Annotated in this window: 19 protein-coding genes; 9 read left to right on the forward strand and 10 right to left on the reverse strand. The window is 72.6% G+C overall.

Annotated features, from left to right (window positions below; translation table 11 throughout):
* Positions 1-8 precede the first annotated feature (8 nt).
* The 4 genes from OG490_RS18915 to OG490_RS18930 all read left to right on the forward strand — a co-directional run bounded on the left by OG490_RS18915 (position 9) and on the right by OG490_RS18930 (position 3,505).
* A complete protein-coding gene (locus tag OG490_RS18915) occupies positions 9-668 on the forward strand; it encodes a response regulator transcription factor (RefSeq protein WP_330300976.1) in 660 nt (219 codons plus the stop codon).
* Between the two features lie 42 nt (positions 669-710).
* Entirely contained in the window at positions 711-2,150 is a 1,440-nt protein-coding gene (locus OG490_RS18920; protein WP_330297470.1) for a DUF2252 domain-containing protein, read from the forward strand.
* Positions 2,151-2,246: 96 nt separating this feature from the next.
* Complete coding sequence (locus tag OG490_RS18925) at positions 2,247-3,095, forward strand: hypothetical protein (protein WP_330297471.1); 849 nt, start codon at positions 2,247-2,249, stop codon at positions 3,093-3,095.
* A 65-nt stretch (positions 3,096-3,160) separates the two neighbouring features.
* Positions 3,161-3,505: a rhodanese-like domain-containing protein gene (locus OG490_RS18930; RefSeq protein ID WP_330297472.1), complete on the forward strand. Its 345-nt coding sequence runs from the start codon at positions 3,161-3,163 to the stop codon at positions 3,503-3,505.
* A gap of 21 nt (positions 3,506-3,526) precedes the next feature.
* Here the strand turns inward: OG490_RS18930 and OG490_RS18935 are convergent, their stop codons facing one another.
* The 6 genes from OG490_RS18935 to paaA form a co-directional block, all read right to left on the reverse strand.
* Entirely contained in the window at positions 3,527-4,669 is a 1,143-nt protein-coding gene (locus OG490_RS18935; protein ID WP_330297473.1) for an acyl-CoA dehydrogenase family protein, read from the reverse strand.
* A gap of 133 nt (positions 4,670-4,802) precedes the next feature.
* Positions 4,803-5,954 carry a 2Fe-2S iron-sulfur cluster-binding protein gene (locus tag OG490_RS18940; RefSeq protein ID WP_330297474.1) on the reverse strand — a complete coding sequence of 384 codons (1,152 nt, stop codon included), beginning with the start codon at positions 5,952-5,954 and terminating at the stop codon, positions 4,803-4,805.
* Positions 5,955-6,485: a 1,2-phenylacetyl-CoA epoxidase subunit PaaD gene (paaD, locus tag OG490_RS18945; RefSeq protein WP_443065961.1), complete on the reverse strand. Its 531-nt coding sequence runs from the start codon at positions 6,483-6,485 to the stop codon at positions 5,955-5,957.
* Positions 6,476-7,219 carry a 1,2-phenylacetyl-CoA epoxidase subunit PaaC gene (gene paaC / locus OG490_RS18950; RefSeq protein ID WP_330297476.1) on the reverse strand — a complete coding sequence of 248 codons (744 nt, stop codon included), beginning with the start codon at positions 7,217-7,219 and terminating at the stop codon, positions 6,476-6,478. Before paaC ends, paaD begins: the two co-directional genes overlap by 10 nt.
* Positions 7,216-7,500: a 1,2-phenylacetyl-CoA epoxidase subunit PaaB gene (paaB, locus tag OG490_RS18955; protein WP_030153111.1), complete on the reverse strand. Its 285-nt coding sequence runs from the start codon at positions 7,498-7,500 to the stop codon at positions 7,216-7,218. The genes paaC and paaB overlap by 4 nt, the downstream gene beginning before the upstream one ends.
* Positions 7,497-8,519, reverse strand: a complete 1,023-nt coding sequence (paaA, locus tag OG490_RS18960; protein WP_330297477.1) for a 1,2-phenylacetyl-CoA epoxidase subunit PaaA — start codon at positions 8,517-8,519, stop codon at positions 7,497-7,499. Before paaA ends, paaB begins: the two co-directional genes overlap by 4 nt.
* 144 nt (positions 8,520-8,663) lie before the next feature.
* Here paaA and OG490_RS18965 point away from each other — a divergent pair, with 144 nt between their 5' ends.
* The 3 genes from OG490_RS18965 to OG490_RS18975 are packed head-to-tail and all read left to right on the forward strand — an operon-like array spanning position 8,664 to position 11,421.
* Positions 8,664-9,362, forward strand: a complete 699-nt coding sequence (locus OG490_RS18965; RefSeq protein WP_330297478.1) for a DUF5819 family protein — start codon at positions 8,664-8,666, stop codon at positions 9,360-9,362.
* Entirely contained in the window at positions 9,359-10,636 is a 1,278-nt protein-coding gene (locus OG490_RS18970; protein WP_443065838.1) for an HTTM domain-containing protein, read from the forward strand. Before OG490_RS18965 ends, OG490_RS18970 begins: the two co-directional genes overlap by 4 nt.
* Positions 10,633-11,421 carry a TrmH family RNA methyltransferase gene (locus OG490_RS18975; protein WP_330297479.1) on the forward strand — a complete coding sequence of 263 codons (789 nt, stop codon included), beginning with the start codon at positions 10,633-10,635 and terminating at the stop codon, positions 11,419-11,421. The genes OG490_RS18970 and OG490_RS18975 overlap by 4 nt, the downstream gene beginning before the upstream one ends.
* Before the next feature lie 8 nt (positions 11,422-11,429).
* Here the strand turns inward: OG490_RS18975 and OG490_RS18980 are convergent, their stop codons facing one another.
* Together OG490_RS18980 and paaN are read right to left on the reverse strand one after the other, a co-directional pair.
* A complete protein-coding gene (locus tag OG490_RS18980; RefSeq protein WP_330297480.1) occupies positions 11,430-12,491 on the reverse strand; it encodes a DNA polymerase III subunit beta family protein in 1,062 nt (353 codons plus the stop codon).
* 93 nt (positions 12,492-12,584) lie between these two features.
* A complete protein-coding gene (gene paaN / locus OG490_RS18985) occupies positions 12,585-14,267 on the reverse strand; it encodes a phenylacetic acid degradation protein PaaN (protein ID WP_330297481.1) in 1,683 nt (560 codons plus the stop codon).
* A gap of 157 nt (positions 14,268-14,424) precedes the next feature.
* Here paaN and OG490_RS18990 point away from each other — a divergent pair, with 157 nt between their 5' ends.
* Positions 14,425-15,996 carry a 3-hydroxyacyl-CoA dehydrogenase gene (locus tag OG490_RS18990; RefSeq protein WP_330297482.1) on the forward strand — a complete coding sequence of 524 codons (1,572 nt, stop codon included), beginning with the start codon at positions 14,425-14,427 and terminating at the stop codon, positions 15,994-15,996.
* Positions 15,993-16,580, forward strand: coding sequence for a TetR/AcrR family transcriptional regulator (locus OG490_RS18995; RefSeq protein ID WP_330297483.1), 588 nt, complete (start codon positions 15,993-15,995; stop codon positions 16,578-16,580). The genes OG490_RS18990 and OG490_RS18995 overlap by 4 nt, the downstream gene beginning before the upstream one ends.
* Before the next feature lie 3 nt (positions 16,581-16,583).
* Here the strand turns inward: OG490_RS18995 and OG490_RS19000 are convergent, their stop codons facing one another.
* Positions 16,584-17,003, reverse strand: a complete 420-nt coding sequence (locus OG490_RS19000) for a hypothetical protein (RefSeq protein WP_330297484.1) — start codon at positions 17,001-17,003, stop codon at positions 16,584-16,586.
* Positions 17,004-17,123: 120 nt separating this feature from the next.
* Positions 17,124-17,567, reverse strand: a complete 444-nt coding sequence (locus tag OG490_RS19005) for an Lrp/AsnC family transcriptional regulator (RefSeq protein WP_443065839.1) — start codon at positions 17,565-17,567, stop codon at positions 17,124-17,126.
* Positions 17,568-17,843 lie beyond the last annotated feature (276 nt).

A 17,843-nucleotide genomic window follows, 5' to 3' on the forward strand; every position in this document is an offset into this window, starting at 1 on the left:
TGACAGGGGTGACGGCCAGGGTGATCCGCGTGGTGATCGCCGACGACGAGCCGCTGATCCGGGCCGGGATCCGGATGATCCTGACCTCGGCGGCCGACATCGAGGTGGTCGCGGAAGCGGCGAACGGCCGGGAAGCGGTCGAACTCGCCCGCGCGCACGCGCCGGACGTGATGCTGCTCGACATCCAGATGCCGGTGATGGACGGGCTGACGGCCCTCGCCGAACTGGGGCGTTCGGCGCCGGAGGTGCGGGCGCTGATCCTGACCACCTTCGGGGAGAAGGAGAACGTGCTGCGCGCGCTGAGCGGGGGCGGCGCCGGGTTCCTGCTGAAGGACTCGGCACCCGGCGAGCTGATCGGCGCGGTACGCGCGGCGGCGGCCGGAGACGCCTACCTGTCCCCGGCGGCGACCCGGCACGTGGTGGACCAGCTGGCGTCCGGGCAGTCCGCGGGCCGCACCGAGGAGGCGCGGCGCAAGGTGGCCGGGCTGAGCGAGCGCGAGCGCGGGGTACTGGCCCTGCTGGGCGAAGGGCTGTCGAACGCGGACGCGGGCCGGCGGCTCCACATGAGCGAGGCCACGGTGAAGACGTACGTGAGCCGGATCCTGGCGAAGCTGGAGTGCGAGAACCGGGTCCAGGCGGCCCTGCTGGCCAGGGACGCCGGGCTGTAGATACGGTCGGGCCGAACCAATGGTGATCAGGGGGCGGGCGGCATGACGGCGGTACCGGAACAGCGCGTGGTGGAACCGGAGTCGAAGGAGCGGGTTCCGGAGGTCGCGGGCTTCGCACCGCGGTTCACCGCGGGACGGGCGGCCGGATCGCCCAGGGAGGCCGGCAAGGCGCTGCGGACCCGCGTACCGCGGTCGGCGCACGCGCACTTCGAGGCTCCTGCCGACCGGCCCGACGCGGTGCGGGCCGTGGAGGAGTCCAATGTCGGCCGGGTCGCCGAACTGGCCCCGATAAGGGTCGGACGGATGGCCGCCAACCCCTTCGCCTTCCTGCGCGGGTCGGCCGGACTGATGGCGCACGACCTCTCCGGCGGCCCGGTCACCGGGATCGGCGCACAGATCTGCGGAGACGCCCACGCGGCCAACTTCGGCCTGTACGGGGACGCGCGCGGCCGTCTCGTCATCGACCTCAACGACTTCGACGAGACCGTCTTCGGCCCGTGGGAGTGGGACCTCAAGCGGCTGGCCACCTCGCTGGTGCTGGCCGGCCGGGTGGCCGGCGCGGACGAGGACACCTGCCGGGCGGCCGCCCTGGACTCGGTCGGCGCCTACCGCCGCACCATGCGGCTGCTGGCCAAACTGCCGTCCCTGGACGCCTGGAACGCCATCGCGGACGAGGAACTGGTCTCGCACACCGACGCCCGGGACCTGCTGGGCACGCTGGAGCGGGTCTCGGAGAAGGCCCGCAACAACACCTCCGCACGGTTCGCCGCGAAGTCCACCGAAGCCACCCCCGACGGTGGCCGGGCCTTCGTGGACGCGCTGCCGGTGCTGCGCAGGGTCGGGGACGGGGAGGCGGCGGCCGTGGCGGCCGCGCTGGGCCCGTACCTGGAGACGCTGCAGGGGGACCGGCAGCCGCTGCTGGCCCGGTACGCGATCCACGACGTCGCCTTCCGGGTGGTGGGCACCGGCAGCGTCGGAACCCGCTCCTACGTGGTGCTGCTGCTGGACCACCGCGGCGATGCGCTGGTCCTCCAGGTGAAGGAGGCCCGGCCCTCGGCCCTGCTGCCGCACCTGCCCGGTCTCGGCTTCGTCTCGCCTCCGGAGGAGCACGAGGGCCGCCGGGTGGTGGCCGGCCAGAAGCAGATGCAGGTGGTCTCGGACATCCTGCTGGGCTGGACGACGGTGGAGGGGCGGCCCTTCCAGGTCCGCCAGTTCCGCAACCGCAAGGGCAGCGTGGACCCGGCGGCGCTGGCCGTCGACCAGATCGACGACTACGGGCGGATGACCGGGGCCCTGCTGGCGCGCGCCCACGCGCACAGCGCGGATCCGCGGCTGCTGGCCGGGTACTGCGGAAAGAACGACGAGCTGGACGAGGCGATGGCAGCCTTCGCCGTGGCCTACGCGGACCGCAGTGAGGCCGACCACGAGGTCCTGGTGGCGGCGGTGCGGTCCGGACGGATCGCGGCAGAGATGGGGGTCTGACCCCGCAAGGCGATGTTTCACGTGAAACATGCCGGTCTGGAAACCGGGCGATGTTTCACGTGAAACACCCGGGCGGCCGGGCCTTAGGCTGGCCGGGTGAGCGAGCAGACAGTTCCCGAAGCGTCCGAGCCGCAGCCCGGCCCCACCGCCGACGAGCGTCCCGAGGCGCGCCTGGAGCGCGCCGTGCGGGCCGCCGAGCAGGCGCTGATCGAGTTCGAGATCGCGGTGGAGACCTTCCGGGTGGAGGTGGAGAACTTCTCCCGCCTGCACCACCAGAAGCTCGGCCCGATGTACTCGCGGCTCGACGAGCTGGACGCGCTGATCGCCGAGGCGAAGGCGGCGCGCACCGGGGATGCGGAGGACCTGCGCCGTGCGCGCGATGCCCGCTCGCTGGTGATGCCGATGCCCGGGGTGGACGAGCTGTTCCACGACTGGCTGGACTCGGACGGGATCTCCGACGACGCGTCCGCGATGCTCACCGACCGCGCGGTGCGGCCCCCGGAGCGGGTCCGCCCGTCGGAGGAGGTGCGCCGCCTCTACCGCGAGCTGGTCCGCCAGGCGCATCCGGACCTGGCCCGCGACGAGACCGAGCGCGCGCGGCGCGAGGAGTTCATCGTGCGGGTGAACGCGGCGTACGGACGCGGCGAGGAGCAGCTGCTGCGCGAGCTCGCGCAGGAGTGGGCGGCCGGCCCGGTGCCGGCCGCGGCGCGGCTGAGCGAGAGCGAGGAGCTGTACGAGCGCCTCGAGTGGCTCTCGCGGCGCAAGGAGCTCCTGTCGCTGGTCGCCAAGGAGCTCGAGGACGGCGCGATCGGGTCGATGCTCCGGATGGCCCCCGAGGACCCGGACCGGCTGCTGGAGGAGATCGCCGAGCAGCTGCTCGGCGATGTCGCGAAGCGCGAGGCGGAGCTGGCGGACCTCACCTCGGGGCGGCCCGCAGAGCAGTAGGGGCACCACGTAAGGACCGTCGGATAGGTTGGCTCACCTATCCGTGACGAGAGAAGGCGACAGTTATGAACTCCGGACCGCTTCCTTCGGTGGCCGCTTCCGCACTGCCCTCCGAAGCCTTTGTCCTCGACGTGCGCGAGAACGACGAATGGGCGGCCGGCCACGCCGAGGGTGCGCTGCACATCCCGATGAGCGAATTCGTGGCGCGCATCGGTGAGCTGACCGAGAAGATCGAGGACGACCGCCCGGTCTACGTGATGTGCCGGGTCGGCGGGCGCTCCGCCCAGGTCGCCCAGTACCTGCGCGGCCAGGACATCGACGCGGTGAACGTCGACGGCGGCATGCAGGACTGGGAGGCCGCAGGGCGCCCGGTCGTCACGGACACGGGCACCCCGGGCTTCGTCGTCTGACGAGAGAGCGGCGCTGGCCCGTCAGGCGAGGGGGTGGGCGGCCAGCAGGTCGCCCAGCGCCTCCTCGTGGGCGGCGGCCGGGCCCAGCTGGAGCTCCAGCTGCTTGGCCCAGGCGTGATAGCGGTGCAGCGGGTAGTCGGTGTCGGCGCCGAAGCCGCCGTGCAGGTGCTGTGCGGTCTGCACGACGCGCCGTACGCCTTCGGAGGCCCAGATCTTGGCCACCGCGACATCTCCGGCGCTCGGCAGCGGGCCGCCCGCTCCGCCCGTCGAGGCGTCGAGCCGCCAGGCGGCCTGCCAGAGGGTGACCTCCATGGCGCGCAGGTCGATGTAGCGGTCGGCGGCCTGGACGGCGACCGCCTGGAAGGTGGCCACCGGGAAGCCGAACTGCTCGCGCTTGCTGGTGTACTGGCTGGTCATGGTGAGGACGCTCTCGCCGAGCCCGAGCGCGAGTGCGCAGGTCCCGGTGGCGAGCAGCTGCCGCAGGTGGTCCCAGGCCCCGGCCGCCTCGACGAGGTGCGTGGCAGGTACCCGTACGCCTTCTAGGGTGAGCTCGGCGAGCCGTTCCCCGCTGGTGGAGTACTGCTCGGCGAGGGTCAGGCCCTCGGCCTCGCGGGGGACGAGGGCGAGGACGGCCTCGCCCTCCCCGGTGTGGGCCGGTACGGCGATCCAGTCGGCGCTGTGCGCCCACGGGACGGCCGTCTGGAGGCCCTCCAGGGTCCATGTGTCGCCTTCGCGGCGCGCGGTGACGGCCAGCTCGGCCGGATCGTGGCCGCTGCGGCCGTGCGCGGCAGCGGTGAGGACGAGCGTGCCGTCCCCGGCGCCGGGCAGCAGGGCGGCGGCCAGTTCGGGGCTGCCGTGGGCCTGGACGGCCATGGCGGTGGCGCAGTGTTCCAGGAGCGGTACCCGGGCCAGTACCTTCGCGGCCTCGCGCAGCACCAGGCACAGCGCGATGGCGTCGAGTCCGGCGCCGCCGTGCTCCTCGGCGAGGACCAGGCTCAGGAGGTCGGAGGCGGCGAGCTTGGCCCACAGGGGGCGGTCGAACTCCTCCGCGACGGCCCGCGGGGTGAGCGCGGGACTGGGCACGCTGTCGGGGGCGACGTCCGCGAACACGGCCTTGGCCGCCTCGACGGCGGCCTGCTGTTCCTCGGTGAAGGTGAAGTCCACTGCCTGTCCTCCCGCATGCCCGGAACGTGCTCTGTCTGACGGTGCGTCAAGATAGAACACGTTCCTGAAATTGGACAGGCACCTTCCCGAAATCGGTGAGGGGCCCGGCCGGGCCGGGCAGCCGGACCGCCGCTCAGCGGTCGAAGTCGATCTCCACTTCCTCCGACACCGGGTGCGACTGGCAGGCCAGCACGAACCCGGCCTCCGTCTCCGTCTCCTCCAGCGCGAAATTGCGGTCCATCCGCACCTCGCCGGTCACCAGGAACGCCCGGCAGGTGCCGCACACCCCGCCCTTGCAGGCGTACGGGGCGTCCGCGCGGGCCCGGAGCACCGCGTCGAGCAGGGACTCGCCCTCCCGGACCGGCCAGGTGCCCGAGCGGCCGTCGAGCCGGGCCGTGACCCGGCCGTGGGTGGCGGCGGCCGAAGCGACGGGCGCGGGCGGGGCGGTGTCCTCGACGTGGAAGATCTCCTCGTGGACCCGGGTCCGCTCCACGCCGAGCGCGGCCAGCGCCTGCTCCGCGCCGGTCACCAGCCCGTACGGTCCGCACAGGAACCAGCCCGTCACCTCGGCGACCGGGAGCAGCGCGGGCAGCAGCGCCGTCAGTCGCTCCTCGCCGAGCCGCCCCGAAGGCAGTCCGGCCTCCTGCTCCTCCCGGGAGAGCACGGTGACCAGCTGGAACCGGTCGGGATAACGGTCCTTGAGGTCGGCCACCTCGTCCAGGAACATCGTCGAGGCGGCGCTGCGGTCGCTGCGCACCAGGCAGAACCGGGCGTCGGGGCGGGACGCGAGCAGGGTGGCGGCGATCGACAGGACCGGGGTGATCCCGCTGCCGCCGACGATCGCCGCGTAGTGCGCGGCGGCCGGCGCGGCGGCCGGATCCAGGACGAACCGGCCGGCCGGGACCATCACGTCCAGGACGTCCCCGGCGGCGATCTCCTTGTGCGCGAACGAGGAGAACTCCCCGCCCTCCACCAGGCGCACCCCGACCCGCAGCGCCGAGGGGCCAGGCCCGTCGGCCGCCGGGGCGGGGGAGCAGATCGAGTACGTACGGCGGACCTCGGACCTGCCGGAGCCGTCCAGGGGGCCGCGGCGCAGGGTGAGGTGCTGGCCGGGGGCGTGCCGGTACTCGGCGCGCAGCTCGGGCGGCACGGCCAGGGTCAGGGCGACGGAGTCCTCGGTGAGCCGGTCGACCGCCGCCACCGTCAAGGTGTGGAACGCGCCGTGGCGCGCGGGGCGCGCCGGGCTCGCGGACCCCGGGGTGGGCGACGGCGGGGACGCGGCCATCTACAGCTCCTTGAAGTGGTCGAACGGTTCACGGCAGGCGATGCAGCGGCGCAGCGCCTTGCACGCGGTGGAGGAGAACCGGCTGAGCAGCTCGGTGTCGGTCGACCCGCAGTGGGGGCAGCGCACCGACAGGGTGAGCGGAACCGGTCCGCCCGCGGCGTGCGGCCGCGGCGGGGCGATGCCGAACTCGGCCAGTTTGCGGCGGCCTTCGGCGCTGATGTCGTCGGTGGACCAGGCGGGGGCGAGCACGGTCCGCACGGTGACGTCCGGTATCCCGTGGTCGGTCAGCACCCGCTCGATGTCCGCGGACATGGCCTCGATGGCCGGGCAGCCGGTGTAGGTGGGGGTGAGGGTGACCTCGACGTGGCCGTCCTCGTGCATCCGCACTCCGCGCATCACGCCGAGCTCGGAGAGGGTGAGCACGGGCAGCTCGGGGTCGGGGACGGAGCCGGCCAGCTCGGCCAGCTCCACCTCCAGCCGGGTCTGCCCGCTCCGGGTGCCGGTGGCGGCCCCGGCGGCGGTCACCACGATGCCCCCGGGTGGCTGCGGTGCAGGTGCTGCATCTCGGCGAGCAGCCGACCGAACGACTCGGTGTGCAGTCCCTGACGTCCCGCTCCGGCGGCCCAGGCCCCACTGCGGGGCCCCTCGGGCAGCGCCAGGCCGGCCCGCTCCAGTACGTCGCCCAGCGCGGCCAGCCAGCGGCCCTCCAGGGCGGCCCAGTCGATGCCGTCGCCCCCGTCGGACACGTCGAGCCCGGGCACGGGCTGGAACATCTCGCCGGTGTACTTCCACAGCCCGTCCAGCCCGGCCCGCATCCGGGCCCGGCTCTCCTCGGTGCCGTCGCCGAGCCGCAGCGTCCACTGCTCGGCGTGGTCGCGGTGGTAGGCCGTCTCCTTGACCGCCTTGGCGGCGAGAGGCGCGAACGGGCCGTCTCCGCGGGCCAGTTCCCCGTAGAGCTCGTGCTGGTAGAGCGAGAAGTAGAGCTGGCGCGCGATGGTGTGGGCGAAGTCGCCGTTGGGCTGCTCGACCAGCTGGAGGTTGCGGAAGGACCGCTCCTCGCGCAGGTACGCCAGCTCGTCCTCGTCTCCGGCCATCGACAGCAGGACGCGGGCCTGGCCGAGGAGGTCGAGGGCGATGTTGGCGAGCGCGACCTCCTCCTCCAGGACCGGGGCGTGGCCCGCCCACTCGCCGAGGCGGTGGGAGAGGATCAGCGCGTCGTCGCCGAGGCAGAGGGTGGCGGCGTGGACCACGTCGGTGCTGGTCACAGGTGGTTCACTCCCTCGGGGATCTCGTAGAAGGTGGGGTGGCGGTACGGCTTGTCGGCGGACGGGGCGAAGAACGGGTCCCGCTCGTCCGGGGAGGAGGCGGTGATCTCCGTGGAGGGCACCACCCAGATCGAGATGCCTTCGCCGCGCCGGGTGTAGAGATCGCGGGCGTTGCGCAGGGCCATCTCCGCGTCGGGGGCGTGCAGGCTGCCCGCGTGCGTGTGCGAGAGGCCGCGCCGCGAGCGGACGAACACCTCCCACAGGGGCCAGTTCTGCGTCATACCCGAGCCTCGCTTCCGGTGCTTGCGGTGGATCCGATTGCCGATGAATGCTTCTTCGCGTACGCCGCGGCCGCGTCGCGCACCCAGGCGCCTTCCTCGTGCGCCGCGCGGCGCTGCCCGATCCGCTCCTCGTTGCAGGGGCCGTTGCCCTTGAGCACGTCCCAGAACTCGGTCCAGTCGATCGCGCCGAAGTCGTGGTGCCCGCGCTCCTCGTTCCACTTCAGGTCCGGGTCGGGCAGGGTCAAACCCAGCGACTCGGCCTGCGGGACGGCTATGTCCACGAAGCGCTGGCGCAGTTCGTCGTTGGAGTGGCGCTTGATCCGCCAGGCCATCGACTGAGCCGAGTGCGCCGACTCCCCGTCCGGCGGGCCGAACATCATCAGCGAGGGCCACCACCACCGGTCGACGGCGTCCTGCGCCATCGCGTGCTGCGCCTCGGTGCCCTTGGAGAGGGCCATGAGCAGTTCGAAGCCCTGCCGCTGGTGGAAGGACTCCTCCTTGCAGATCCGGACCATGGCCCGCGCGTACGGCCCGTAGGAGCAGCGGCAGATCGGGACCTGGTTGGTGATCGCCGCGCCGTCCACGAGCCAGCCGATCGCGCCGACGTCGGCCCAGGTCAGCGTGGGGTAGTTGAAGATCGAGGAGTACTTCTGCTTTCCGGCGTGGAGCTTGTCGAGCAGCTCGTCGCGGCTGGTGCCCAGCGTCTCGGCGGCGCTGTACAGGTACAGGCCGTGGCCGGCCTCGTCCTGGACCTTCGCCATCAGGATCGCCTTGCGGCGCAGGGAGGGCGCGCGGGTGATCCAGTTCGCCTCGGGCTGCATGCCGATGATCTCGGAGTGGGCGTGCTGGGCCATCTGGCGGACCAGGGAGGCGCGGTATTCGTCGGGCATCCAGTCGCGCGGCTCCACGCGCTCGTCGGCCGCGACGGCCGCGTCGAATGCCGCCGCGAGCTGCGTGCCGAGGTCGTCCGTCACGCCGATACCCGCTTCCTGCCCCGCTTCCGGGGTCACTGCCACCATCACGGCCCCCTGTCAGGGTCTTTTTGCGCCTCGTCCCGCCCGACCGACCGATCGTTCGGTTCATGCTCTTCAATGGTGGGACGACGGCCCGTAGGGTGTCAACCTCTGTGGTCAACCCTGTGGACGCCGGACGATCGGGGCGGGATGGATTCGAACGGGCACGAACCCCCGGCAGACGGCCCTCCGCGCCCCCCGAGGGCGCCCGGAATCGCCGGTCTGTCCACCCCGTACCGGGTCGTCACCTCCCTGGCCCTGGCGGTCGTGGCGATCGGCGCCTGCCTGCACCTGGGGCTGGTCTTCCTGCACGTGGCCCCGTCCAACACGCTGAGCAAGCAGAACGCCGGGACGATCGACGGCTGGATCTATCCCGAGTTCGAACAGAACTGGAAGCTCTTCGCACCCAACCCCCTCCAGCAGAACATCGCGGTCGAGGTGAGGGTGGAGGTCCGCAACAGCGACGGCCAGCTGGTGACCGGCAACTGGCGCGGGCTGTCCCGCGAGGACGGCGAGGCCATCCGGCACAGCCTGCTGCCGAGCCACACCGAGCAGAACGAGCTCCGGCGCGCCTGGGACTTCTTCACCGCCTCCCACGATGACGACAACAAGTCGAACGGCGATCGCGGCGAGCTCGCGGAGCAGTACCTGCGGCGGATCGCGCTGGAGCGGCTGAAGGTCAGGACGGACGCGGACACCTCCGTGGGCAAGGGCGCGCACCTGGCCGAGGGCCGGATCGTACGGATCCAGCTGCGGGGGGCGACGAAGACGGTTGCCGCACCGAAGTGGTCCGAGGAGACGACCGACACCCAGACCTACTACCGGGAGCTGCCGTGGTGGACGGTGTGAGCGACACGGTCCGAGGCACGAGCGGTCCGAGCAGTCCCAGCAGTCCCAGCGGTCCCAGCGGCCTCCGGGCCGCCCGCGCCGCCGCCGACCGGGCGCTGGCCAAGGTCAGCGGGCAGGCGCTGGCCCCGTACCAGAGCGCCGTGGTGCGCATCGGCTTCTCCGCCACCTGGCTGTTCTTCCTGCTGCGCGAGTTCCCGAACCGGCACGAGCTGTACGGGCCGGACGGGCCCTGGAGCTGGGGGCTCGCGGAACGGCTGATCGCCTCGAACCACGCCTTCACGGTGCTGATGTGGTCGGACTCGACGCTCTGGTTCGAGATCGTCTACGCCGTGTCCGTGCTGTCGAGCGCGCTCCTGATGCTGGGCTGGCGGACCCGGGCGACCTCCGTGGTGTTCATGGTCGGGGTGCTCTCGCTGCAGAACCGCAGCGTCTTCATGGGCGACGGCGGGGACAACGTCATCCACCTGATGGCGATCTACCTCGTGCTGACCCGCTGCGCACAGGTCTGGTCGCTCGACGCCGCCCGCGCCCGCCGCCTCGGCACGGCCACGGCCGGACGCGCGGGGCCGGTGCTGTGGTCGGTGCTCGGCGCCGTGTTCGCGTACGGGGGCGTGACCGGCGGGTTCGGCACGCTCTGGCTGACGGCCTTCGCGGCGCTGTGGGTGGTCGCGGCGCTGTGGTGGATGGTCGACCGCTACGAGCCCGAGGGCGACGGCCGGGCGGTCCTGGACGTCCTGGCGAACCTGCTGCACAACGCGGGGATGCTGGTGATCGCGGTGGAGGTCTGCCTGATCTACGCCACGGCGGGCTGGTACAAGATCCAGGGCTCGCGCTGGCAGGACGGCACGGCCCTGTACTACCCGCTGCGCCTGGACTACTTCACCCCGTGGCCCGAGCTGTCGGGCCTCCTGGCGAGCAGCGGCACGCTGGTGATGCTGCTGACGTACGGGACGGTCGCTGTCCAGGTGGCCTTCCCGTTCACGCTGTTCAACCGTCGGATCAAGAACGTGTTGCTGGCGCTGATGATGCTGGAGCACGCGGGGATCGCTTTCCTGCTGGGCCTGCCGTTCTTCTCGCTGGCGATGATCGCCGCCGACTCGGTGTTCCTGCCGACGGCGTTCCTGGTCTGGCTCGGCGCACGGATCTCCTCACGGGTCTCCGCGCGGCCGGCCCGCGGTCTGCCGATTCCCGGTCCGGGCCCGGGGACGGAGACGGACCGGGGGACGGAGGCGGAACCGGAGGCCGAGGAGAGGACCGTAGGCTCGGTGGCATGAGTGAGCAGCACGAGACGTCCGACGGCACCGAACAGCAGTGGCGGGAGGCCGCGGCGCGGGAGGACCTCGTGCTCCTCGACGGGTTCCACGCGCTGAAGCACGCCCTGCGCTTCGGGGCGGACGTGCGGATCGTCGTCGCCGACGATCCGGACGCCGTACGGGGCCTCGCGCACGAGCTGGCCGCGGACGTCGAGGACGAGGTGGCCCGGCTGGTGCTCCGGGCTCCGCTCAAGGAGCTGCTGGGCCGGGTCCACCCCACCGGGGTGGCGGCCCTCGCGGTCCGGCCGGACCGGGGCGAAGGGCGGGCGCGGCTCGAGGCGATGCCCAGGACGGCCCCGGTGGTCGTGCTGGACAACCCCCGCAACCTCGGCAACGTCGGCGCCGTCGTCCGCCTGGCCGCCGGCTTCGGCGCCACCGGCGTCGTCACCCGCGGCGACCTCGACCCCTGGCACCCCAACGTGGTCCGCGCCGGGGCGGGGCTGCACTACGCCACCACCGTCGACCGGGTGGACCTCGACTCCCTGCCGCCCGGACCGCTCTACGCGCTCGACCCGGAGGGCGAGGACATCCGTGCCCTCACCCTCCCGGACGATGCCCTGCTCGCCTTCGGCTCCGAACGCCACGGGATCTCGCCCGAGCTCCGTGCCCGCGCCGATCACCTGGTGTCCCTGCCGATGCGGCCGCAGGTCTCCAGCTACAACCTGGCCACCAGCGTGGCCATGACCCTCTTCCACTGGGGCGGCCCGCATCCGGACCCGCACCCGGACCTGCACGACGCCCTGTAGCTCAGGCGTCAGGCGTCCAGCGTGACCGGCATCAGGAGCGAGAAGGCGTCCTCGGTGTCGGGGCGCAGGAGGACGAGGGGGGCCTTGGGGCCCACGTACTCCAGCAGCAGCTCGTCCCCGGCGGCGAGCGCGTCGAGCAGGAGCGCGGGGTTGACCCCCACCCGGTCACCGGCGGAGTCCTCGTCGCCGACGCTCACCCCGTCCGTCAGGACGAGGACGCACACCTCGGTGTCCTGCTCGCCGAGGGCGCGGCGCAGCGCCGGTACGTCCAGCGTGAGGCGGCGGCCCTCGGGCAGCCGGGTCAGGCGGCGGTAGTCGGGGAACCCTTCGCCGAGGCTCTGGCCGGCGACCTGGCGGCCCTGGGTCTCCAGCCCGACCTTGTCGCCGTCCACGGTGAGGTGGGCCGGGGCGCCGTCGGCCAGCAGGGCGCGCATGGCGTCCACGAGCGGGGTGGGCACGGTCACCTGGACCCGCTCGCCGGCGTGGCCGGTGGTGGAGGTGCGGGCGACGGCCATCCGATAGCGGTCCGTGGCGACCAGGTGCAGGTCCCCGCCCTCGATGTCGAAGTGGACCCCGCCGAGGACGGGCAGTTCGGGGTCGGTTCCGGCGGCGAAGCGCACGGCGTCCAGCGCGGCGGCGATCTCGGCGCCCGGCACGGTCAGCCGGGTGGCGGCAGTGGTGGCGGCAGCGCTGTCGGTGGTGGCGGCGGTGGTCGTGGTGGTCATGGCGGTCTCCCTGTGTCCGAGTAGTGCTCGTACCGTGGAGAACTCGCTGCGCGCGTCGGCCAGCCCCTGTTCGAGCCGGCGCAGGTGCCCGTCCAGCAGCCGGGGCACCAGGCCGCTCTCCCCGCCGGACCAGGCCGCCAGCACCAGCCGGATGTCCGCGAGGGGCATGCTGGAGCGCCTCAGCCGGGCCAGCAGCCGGGCTTCGTCCAGCTGCTCGGGTGCGTACCAGCGGTACCCGGTCACCGGGTCCACCCAGGCGGGCACCAGGACGCCCGCGCGGTCGTAGAACCGCAGGGCGCTGACCCCCAGTCCGCTGCTCTGCCCCATCTCGCCGATGCTGCGCATGTCGCTCTCCACACCGACGACTCTGGGGTCTGCACCAGGTCGAGGGTCAAGCGGGCCCGTGCCGCCACGGCCGGGCCCGCCCTTCGACCGTCGTCAGGCCTGGCGTCGGACCTCTACCACCCGGAAGCGGTTGGACACGAAGGCCCCGTCGCACAGCGCGGCGTTCGCCGCCGGGTTGCCGCCCGAACCGTGGAAGTCCGAGAAGGCCGAGGTCTGGTTCACATAGACCCCGCCCGTGAGGTTCAGCGAGAGCTGCGCCGACTCCTCCAGGCAGACCTCTTCGATGGCCCGCTCGGTGTCCGCGGACGTGGTGTACGCCCCGACCGTCATGGCGCCCTTCTCCCGGACGGTGCGCCGCAGCAGGTCGAGCGCGTCGGCCGTGGAGTCGACCGCCACCGCGAAGGAGACCGGGCCGAAGCACTCCGAGAGGTACGGGGCCTGCGGGTCCTGCTTGGCCGAGTCCAGCTTCACCATCACCGGCGTGCGGACCACGGCGTCCGGGAACTCCGGGTTGACCACCTCGCGCGAGGCCAGCGCGACCTCGCCGAGTCCGGCGGCCGCCTCCAGGCGGGCCTTGACGTCCGGGTTGACCAGCGCGCCGAGCAGGGCGTTGGCCCGCGCGTCGTCGCCGAGCAGGCCGCCGACCGCGCGCGCGAGGTCGGAGACGACCTCGTCGTACGTCTTGTGCCCGGCGTCCGTGCCGATGCCCTCGCGCGGGATCAGCAGGTTCTGCGGGGTGGTGCACATCTGGCCGCTGTACAGGGACAGGGAGAAGGCCAGGTTGGACAGCATGCCCTTGTAGTCGTCGGTGGAGTCGAGGACGACGGTGTTGACGCCCGCCTTCTCCGTGTAGACCTGCGCCTGGCGGGCGTTGGCCTCCAGCCAGTCGCCGAACTCCGTGGACCCCGTGTAGTCGATGAGCTTGATCTCGGGGCGCAGGGCGAGGGTCTTGGCGATGCCCTCGCCCGGCCGCTCCACTGCCAGCGCCACCAGGTTCGGGTCGAAACCGGCCCGTGCCAGGACCTCGCGGGCCACCTGGACGGTCAGCGCCAGCGGGAGCACGGCGCGCGGGTGCGGCTTGACCAGGACCGGGTTGCCCGTGGCGAGGGAGGCGAAGATCCCCGGGTATCCGTTCCAGGTGGGGAAGGTGTTGCAGCCGATCATCAGGGAGATGCCGCGCGGGACCGCCGTGAAGGTCTTGCCCAGCTCCAGCGGGTCCTTCTTGCCCTGCGGCTTCGACCAGTCGGCCTGGCCCGGGACCCGGGTCTGCTCCTCGTACGCGTAGGCCACGGCCTCCAGGCCGCGGTCCTGGGCGTGCGGGCCGCCGGCCTGGAAGGCCATCATGAAGGCCTGGCCGCTGGTGTGCATGACCGCGTGCGCGAACTCGTGCGTCCGGGCCGAGATCCGGGACAGGATCTCGATGCAGACCAGGGCGCGCGCCTCGGGCCCCGCGTCGCGCCAGGCGCCCATGCCGGCCCGCATCGCGGGCAGCAGGACGTCCGGGTCCACGTGCGGGTACTCGACGCCGAGCTCCGGGCCGTACGGGGACACCTCGGAGCCCGTCCAGCCGTCGGTGCCGGGCTGCCCGAGGTCGATCCGGGTGCCGCGCAGCGCCTCGAAGGCGGCGAGGCCGTCGGCCGGGGCATTCTCCCCGTACGCCTTGGGGTGCTCGGGATGCGGGGACCAGTAGGCGCGGCTGCGGATGGTGGCCAGCGCCTGGTCCAGGGTCGGCCGGTGCTTGTCGGACAGCTGGGGGACGGTGAGCTCGGCGGCCATCAGGGACCAACTCCTCGTTGAGCCGGGCGGGATCAGGCGATCAGGTCGGGCGGGAAGGGATGAAGAAGAGCAGACTGGAGTTAGAGTAACCGAACGATCGGTCGGGACAAGAGGGCCCGGCAGGCCTGTGGATAAGCCGGTGCGGGAGGATCTGGGCATGACAGCAATCGAGCGGTCCCGCACAGTGGCGGTCGTCGGCGCCGGCACCATGGGACAGGGCATCGCCCAGGTCGCCCTTCTCGCAGGTCACCGCGTGCTGATCTACGACATCAACGCAGCGCTCGCCGCCGACGCGGTCGGCTTCGTGCAGGACCGGGTCGAGCGGATGGCCGCCAAGGGCCGGCTGGATCGGGCCGAGGCCGAGGACGCGATCGGCCGGATCGATGCGGCGGCCGGGCTGGCCGGGCTCGCCGGGGCCGCCCTAGTCGTCGAGGCGGTCGTCGAGGACGTCGCCGTCAAGCGCGCGCTGTTCGCGGCCCTCGAAGAGGTGGTTTCGCCGGACGCGCTGCTGGCAACGAACACCTCTTCCCTCTCCGTCACCGAGCTCGCCGCCGGCCTCGCGCACCCCGGCCGCTTCCTCGGCCTGCACTTCTTCAACCCGGCCCCGTTGCTCCCGCTGGTCGAGGTGGTCTCCGGATTCGCCACCGACCCGGCCGCCGCCGACCGCGCGTACGGCACCGTCCTCGGCTGGGGCAAGACCCCGGTCCGCTGCGCCGACACCCCGGGCTTCATCGTCAACCGGATCGCCCGCCCCTTCTACGCCGAGGCCTTCGCGGTGTACGAGGAGCAGGGCGCCGACCCGGCCACCATCGACGCCGTGCTCCGCGAGAGCGGCGGCTTCAAGATGGGCCCCTTCGCGCTGACCGACCTGATCGGCCAGGACGTCAACGAGGCCGTCACCCGCTCCGTGTGGGAGTCCTTCTTCCGCAGCCCCAAGTTCACCCCCTCCCTCGCGCAGCGCCGCCTGGTCCAGTCCGGCCGCCTCGGCCGCAAGACGGGCCACGGCTGGTACCCGTACGGCCCGGAGGCGAAGGCCCCGGCCCCGCACACCGCGGGCCCCGAGGAGGCGCCCGCCAAGGTCACCTTCGTCGGCGACCTCGGGCCCGCGGCCGCCCTCGTCGACCTCGTCGAGGAGGCCGGGATCGCGGTCACCTCCACCGAGCACGGGGGCCCGTACATCCAGCTCCCGGGCGAGGGGCAGCTCGTGCTCGCCGACGGGAAGACCTCGATCGAGTTCGCGGACGTCGTCTACTTCGACCTCGCCTTCGACTACCGCGGCGCCACCCGGATCGCGCTCTCCGCCAGCGAGGACACCAGCGAGCGGACCCTGTCCGAGGCCATCGGCCTCTTCCAGAAGCTCGGCAAGAAGGTCTCCGTCATCGGCGACGTCCCCGGCATGATCGTCGCCCGGACCGTCGCGATGCTGATCGACCTCACCGCCGACGCCGTCGCGCGCGGGGTGGCCGGCGCCGAGGACATCGACACCGCGATGCGGCTCGGGGTCAACTACCCCGCGGGCCCCGCAGAATGGCACGACCGGCTCGGCCGCGACTGGGCGTACGACCTGCTGCACCACCTCGACGAGCGCTGCCCGGGCGGGCGGTACGCGCCTTCGCTGGCGCTGTACAAGCTGGGCTACGTGGCGGGAGACGACGAGGGCGCTGACGAGGGCGCGGACGGGGACGAGACGGACGAGGCGGACGCGTACGACGAGGGGGAGAGCGAATGACGACGGCCAAACGGGACACGTACACGCCCGAGACGCTCCTCTCGGTCGCCGTCCAGGTCTTCAACGAGCGGGGCTACGACGGCACCTCGATGGAGCACCTCTCCAAGGCCGCAGGCATCTCGAAGTCCTCGATCTACCACCATGTCGCCGGCAAGGAGGAGCTGCTCCACCGCGCCGTCAGCCGGGCGCTGGACGAGCTCTTCGCGGTCCTGGGCGAGTCCGGGGCGATACGGGGCCGCGCGGTCGAGCGGGTCGAATACGTCACGCGCCGCACCGTCGAGGTCCTCGTCTCGGAGCTCCCCTACGTGACGCTCCTGCTGCGCGTGCGCGGCAACACCCGTACCGAGCGCTGGGCGCTGGAGCGCCGCCGCGAGTTCGACCACCAGGTCGCGGACCTGCTCAAGGCCGCCGCCGCCGAGGGGGACCTGCGGGCGGACGTCGACATCCGCCTCGCCACCCGGCTCCTCTTCGGCATGGTCAACTCCCTGGTCGAGTGGTACCGCCCGCACCCGGGCACCACCTCCGACCAGCTCGCCGACGCGGTGGTCAGCATGGCCCTGGACGGCCTGCGCACCCAGCACTGACCCTCAGGACGAGGCCGGGCGGCGGCTCCGCAGCCGCCACAGCAGGACGGCGCAGGCCGCCGCGGCCAGGGTCAGCGCGCCGTACCCGTACAGGAGCGTGAGGTCCGGGCGGTATCTCAGGCCCGCGCGGATCCCCATGAAGACGGGCGCCGCGGAGAGCAGGCCGTCCCACTCCAGGCCGTACGTCGCCCACCGCACGAGCAGGAACGCCCCGAAGCCGAGGACGCCCCACGCGGTGAGGTAGGGCCACGGAGAGCCCGGCAGGGGCTCCAGGGGCATGCCGGCCCCCGCCCAGCGGTGGGCGGCGTAACCCGCGGCCACGACGACGGCGGTCATGGCCGCGGCCCAGCAGAGGGAGCGCAGGGGCTCGGACGGGCGCCGCGAGGACGTCACGGCGGGGTCGGGGGGCGGGCTGGTGCTCATACCGGTGCAGACGGGGCCCCGGGACCTGCGGTTGTCATACGCGAGGAGGAAGGCCCTCGGCCGGAAGGGCTAGAGGGCCCCGCGACGGAGGACCTCGGTCCTCCAGTCCTCCGTGATCCTTCAGTCCTCCGTGATCGTCGGGCCCGCCGCCGGGTCGCGGGCCAGCAGGTCCGTCTCCTCGAAGACCAGCAGGGTGCGGGTGGACAGCACCTCCGGGATGGACTGGAGGCGGGTCAGGACCAGCTCGCGCAGGGTGCGGTTGTCCGGGGTGTGGACCAGGAGCAGGACGTCGAAATCTCCGCTCACCAGGGCGATGTGGGCGGCGCCCGGAAGCTCGCGGAGCTGCTCGCGGACCGTGCGCCAGGAATTCTGGACGATCTTCAGGGTGATGTAGGCGGAGGCGCCCTGGCCCGCCCGCTCGTGGTTGACGCGGGCGGTGAAGCCCCGGATCACCCCGTCGTCGATGAGCCGGTTGATGCGGGCGTAGGCATTGGCCCGGGAGACGTGGACCTGCTCCGCCACGGAACGTATCGACGCGCGGCCGTCCGCCTGGAGCAGGCGCACGATCGAACGGTCGATCGGATCCAGGGGGCGCGGCGGGACCTGAGGGACCTGCGGGACCCCGGGAGCACTTACCGGGGGTATCGGTCCGGGGCCTGTCCCGGATCCCGCTCCGGCCATTTGTTCATCCGCCATCGCCCGCTGCCTGCCTCTCCTGGACGTCCTGCACCCATACCAGGGCGTCGTCGCCAGTTTGTCCACAGCCTGGAGCCGCCTGTAGCCAAATTGCGCGGACAACCGAACAATCGGTAGGTGAGGGGCCTCACACCCGGGGCCCTC

It is taken from the genome of Streptomyces sp. NBC_00503 (genome assembly GCF_036346895.1).
GTDB lineage: Bacteria > Actinomycetota > Actinomycetes > Streptomycetales > Streptomycetaceae > Streptomyces.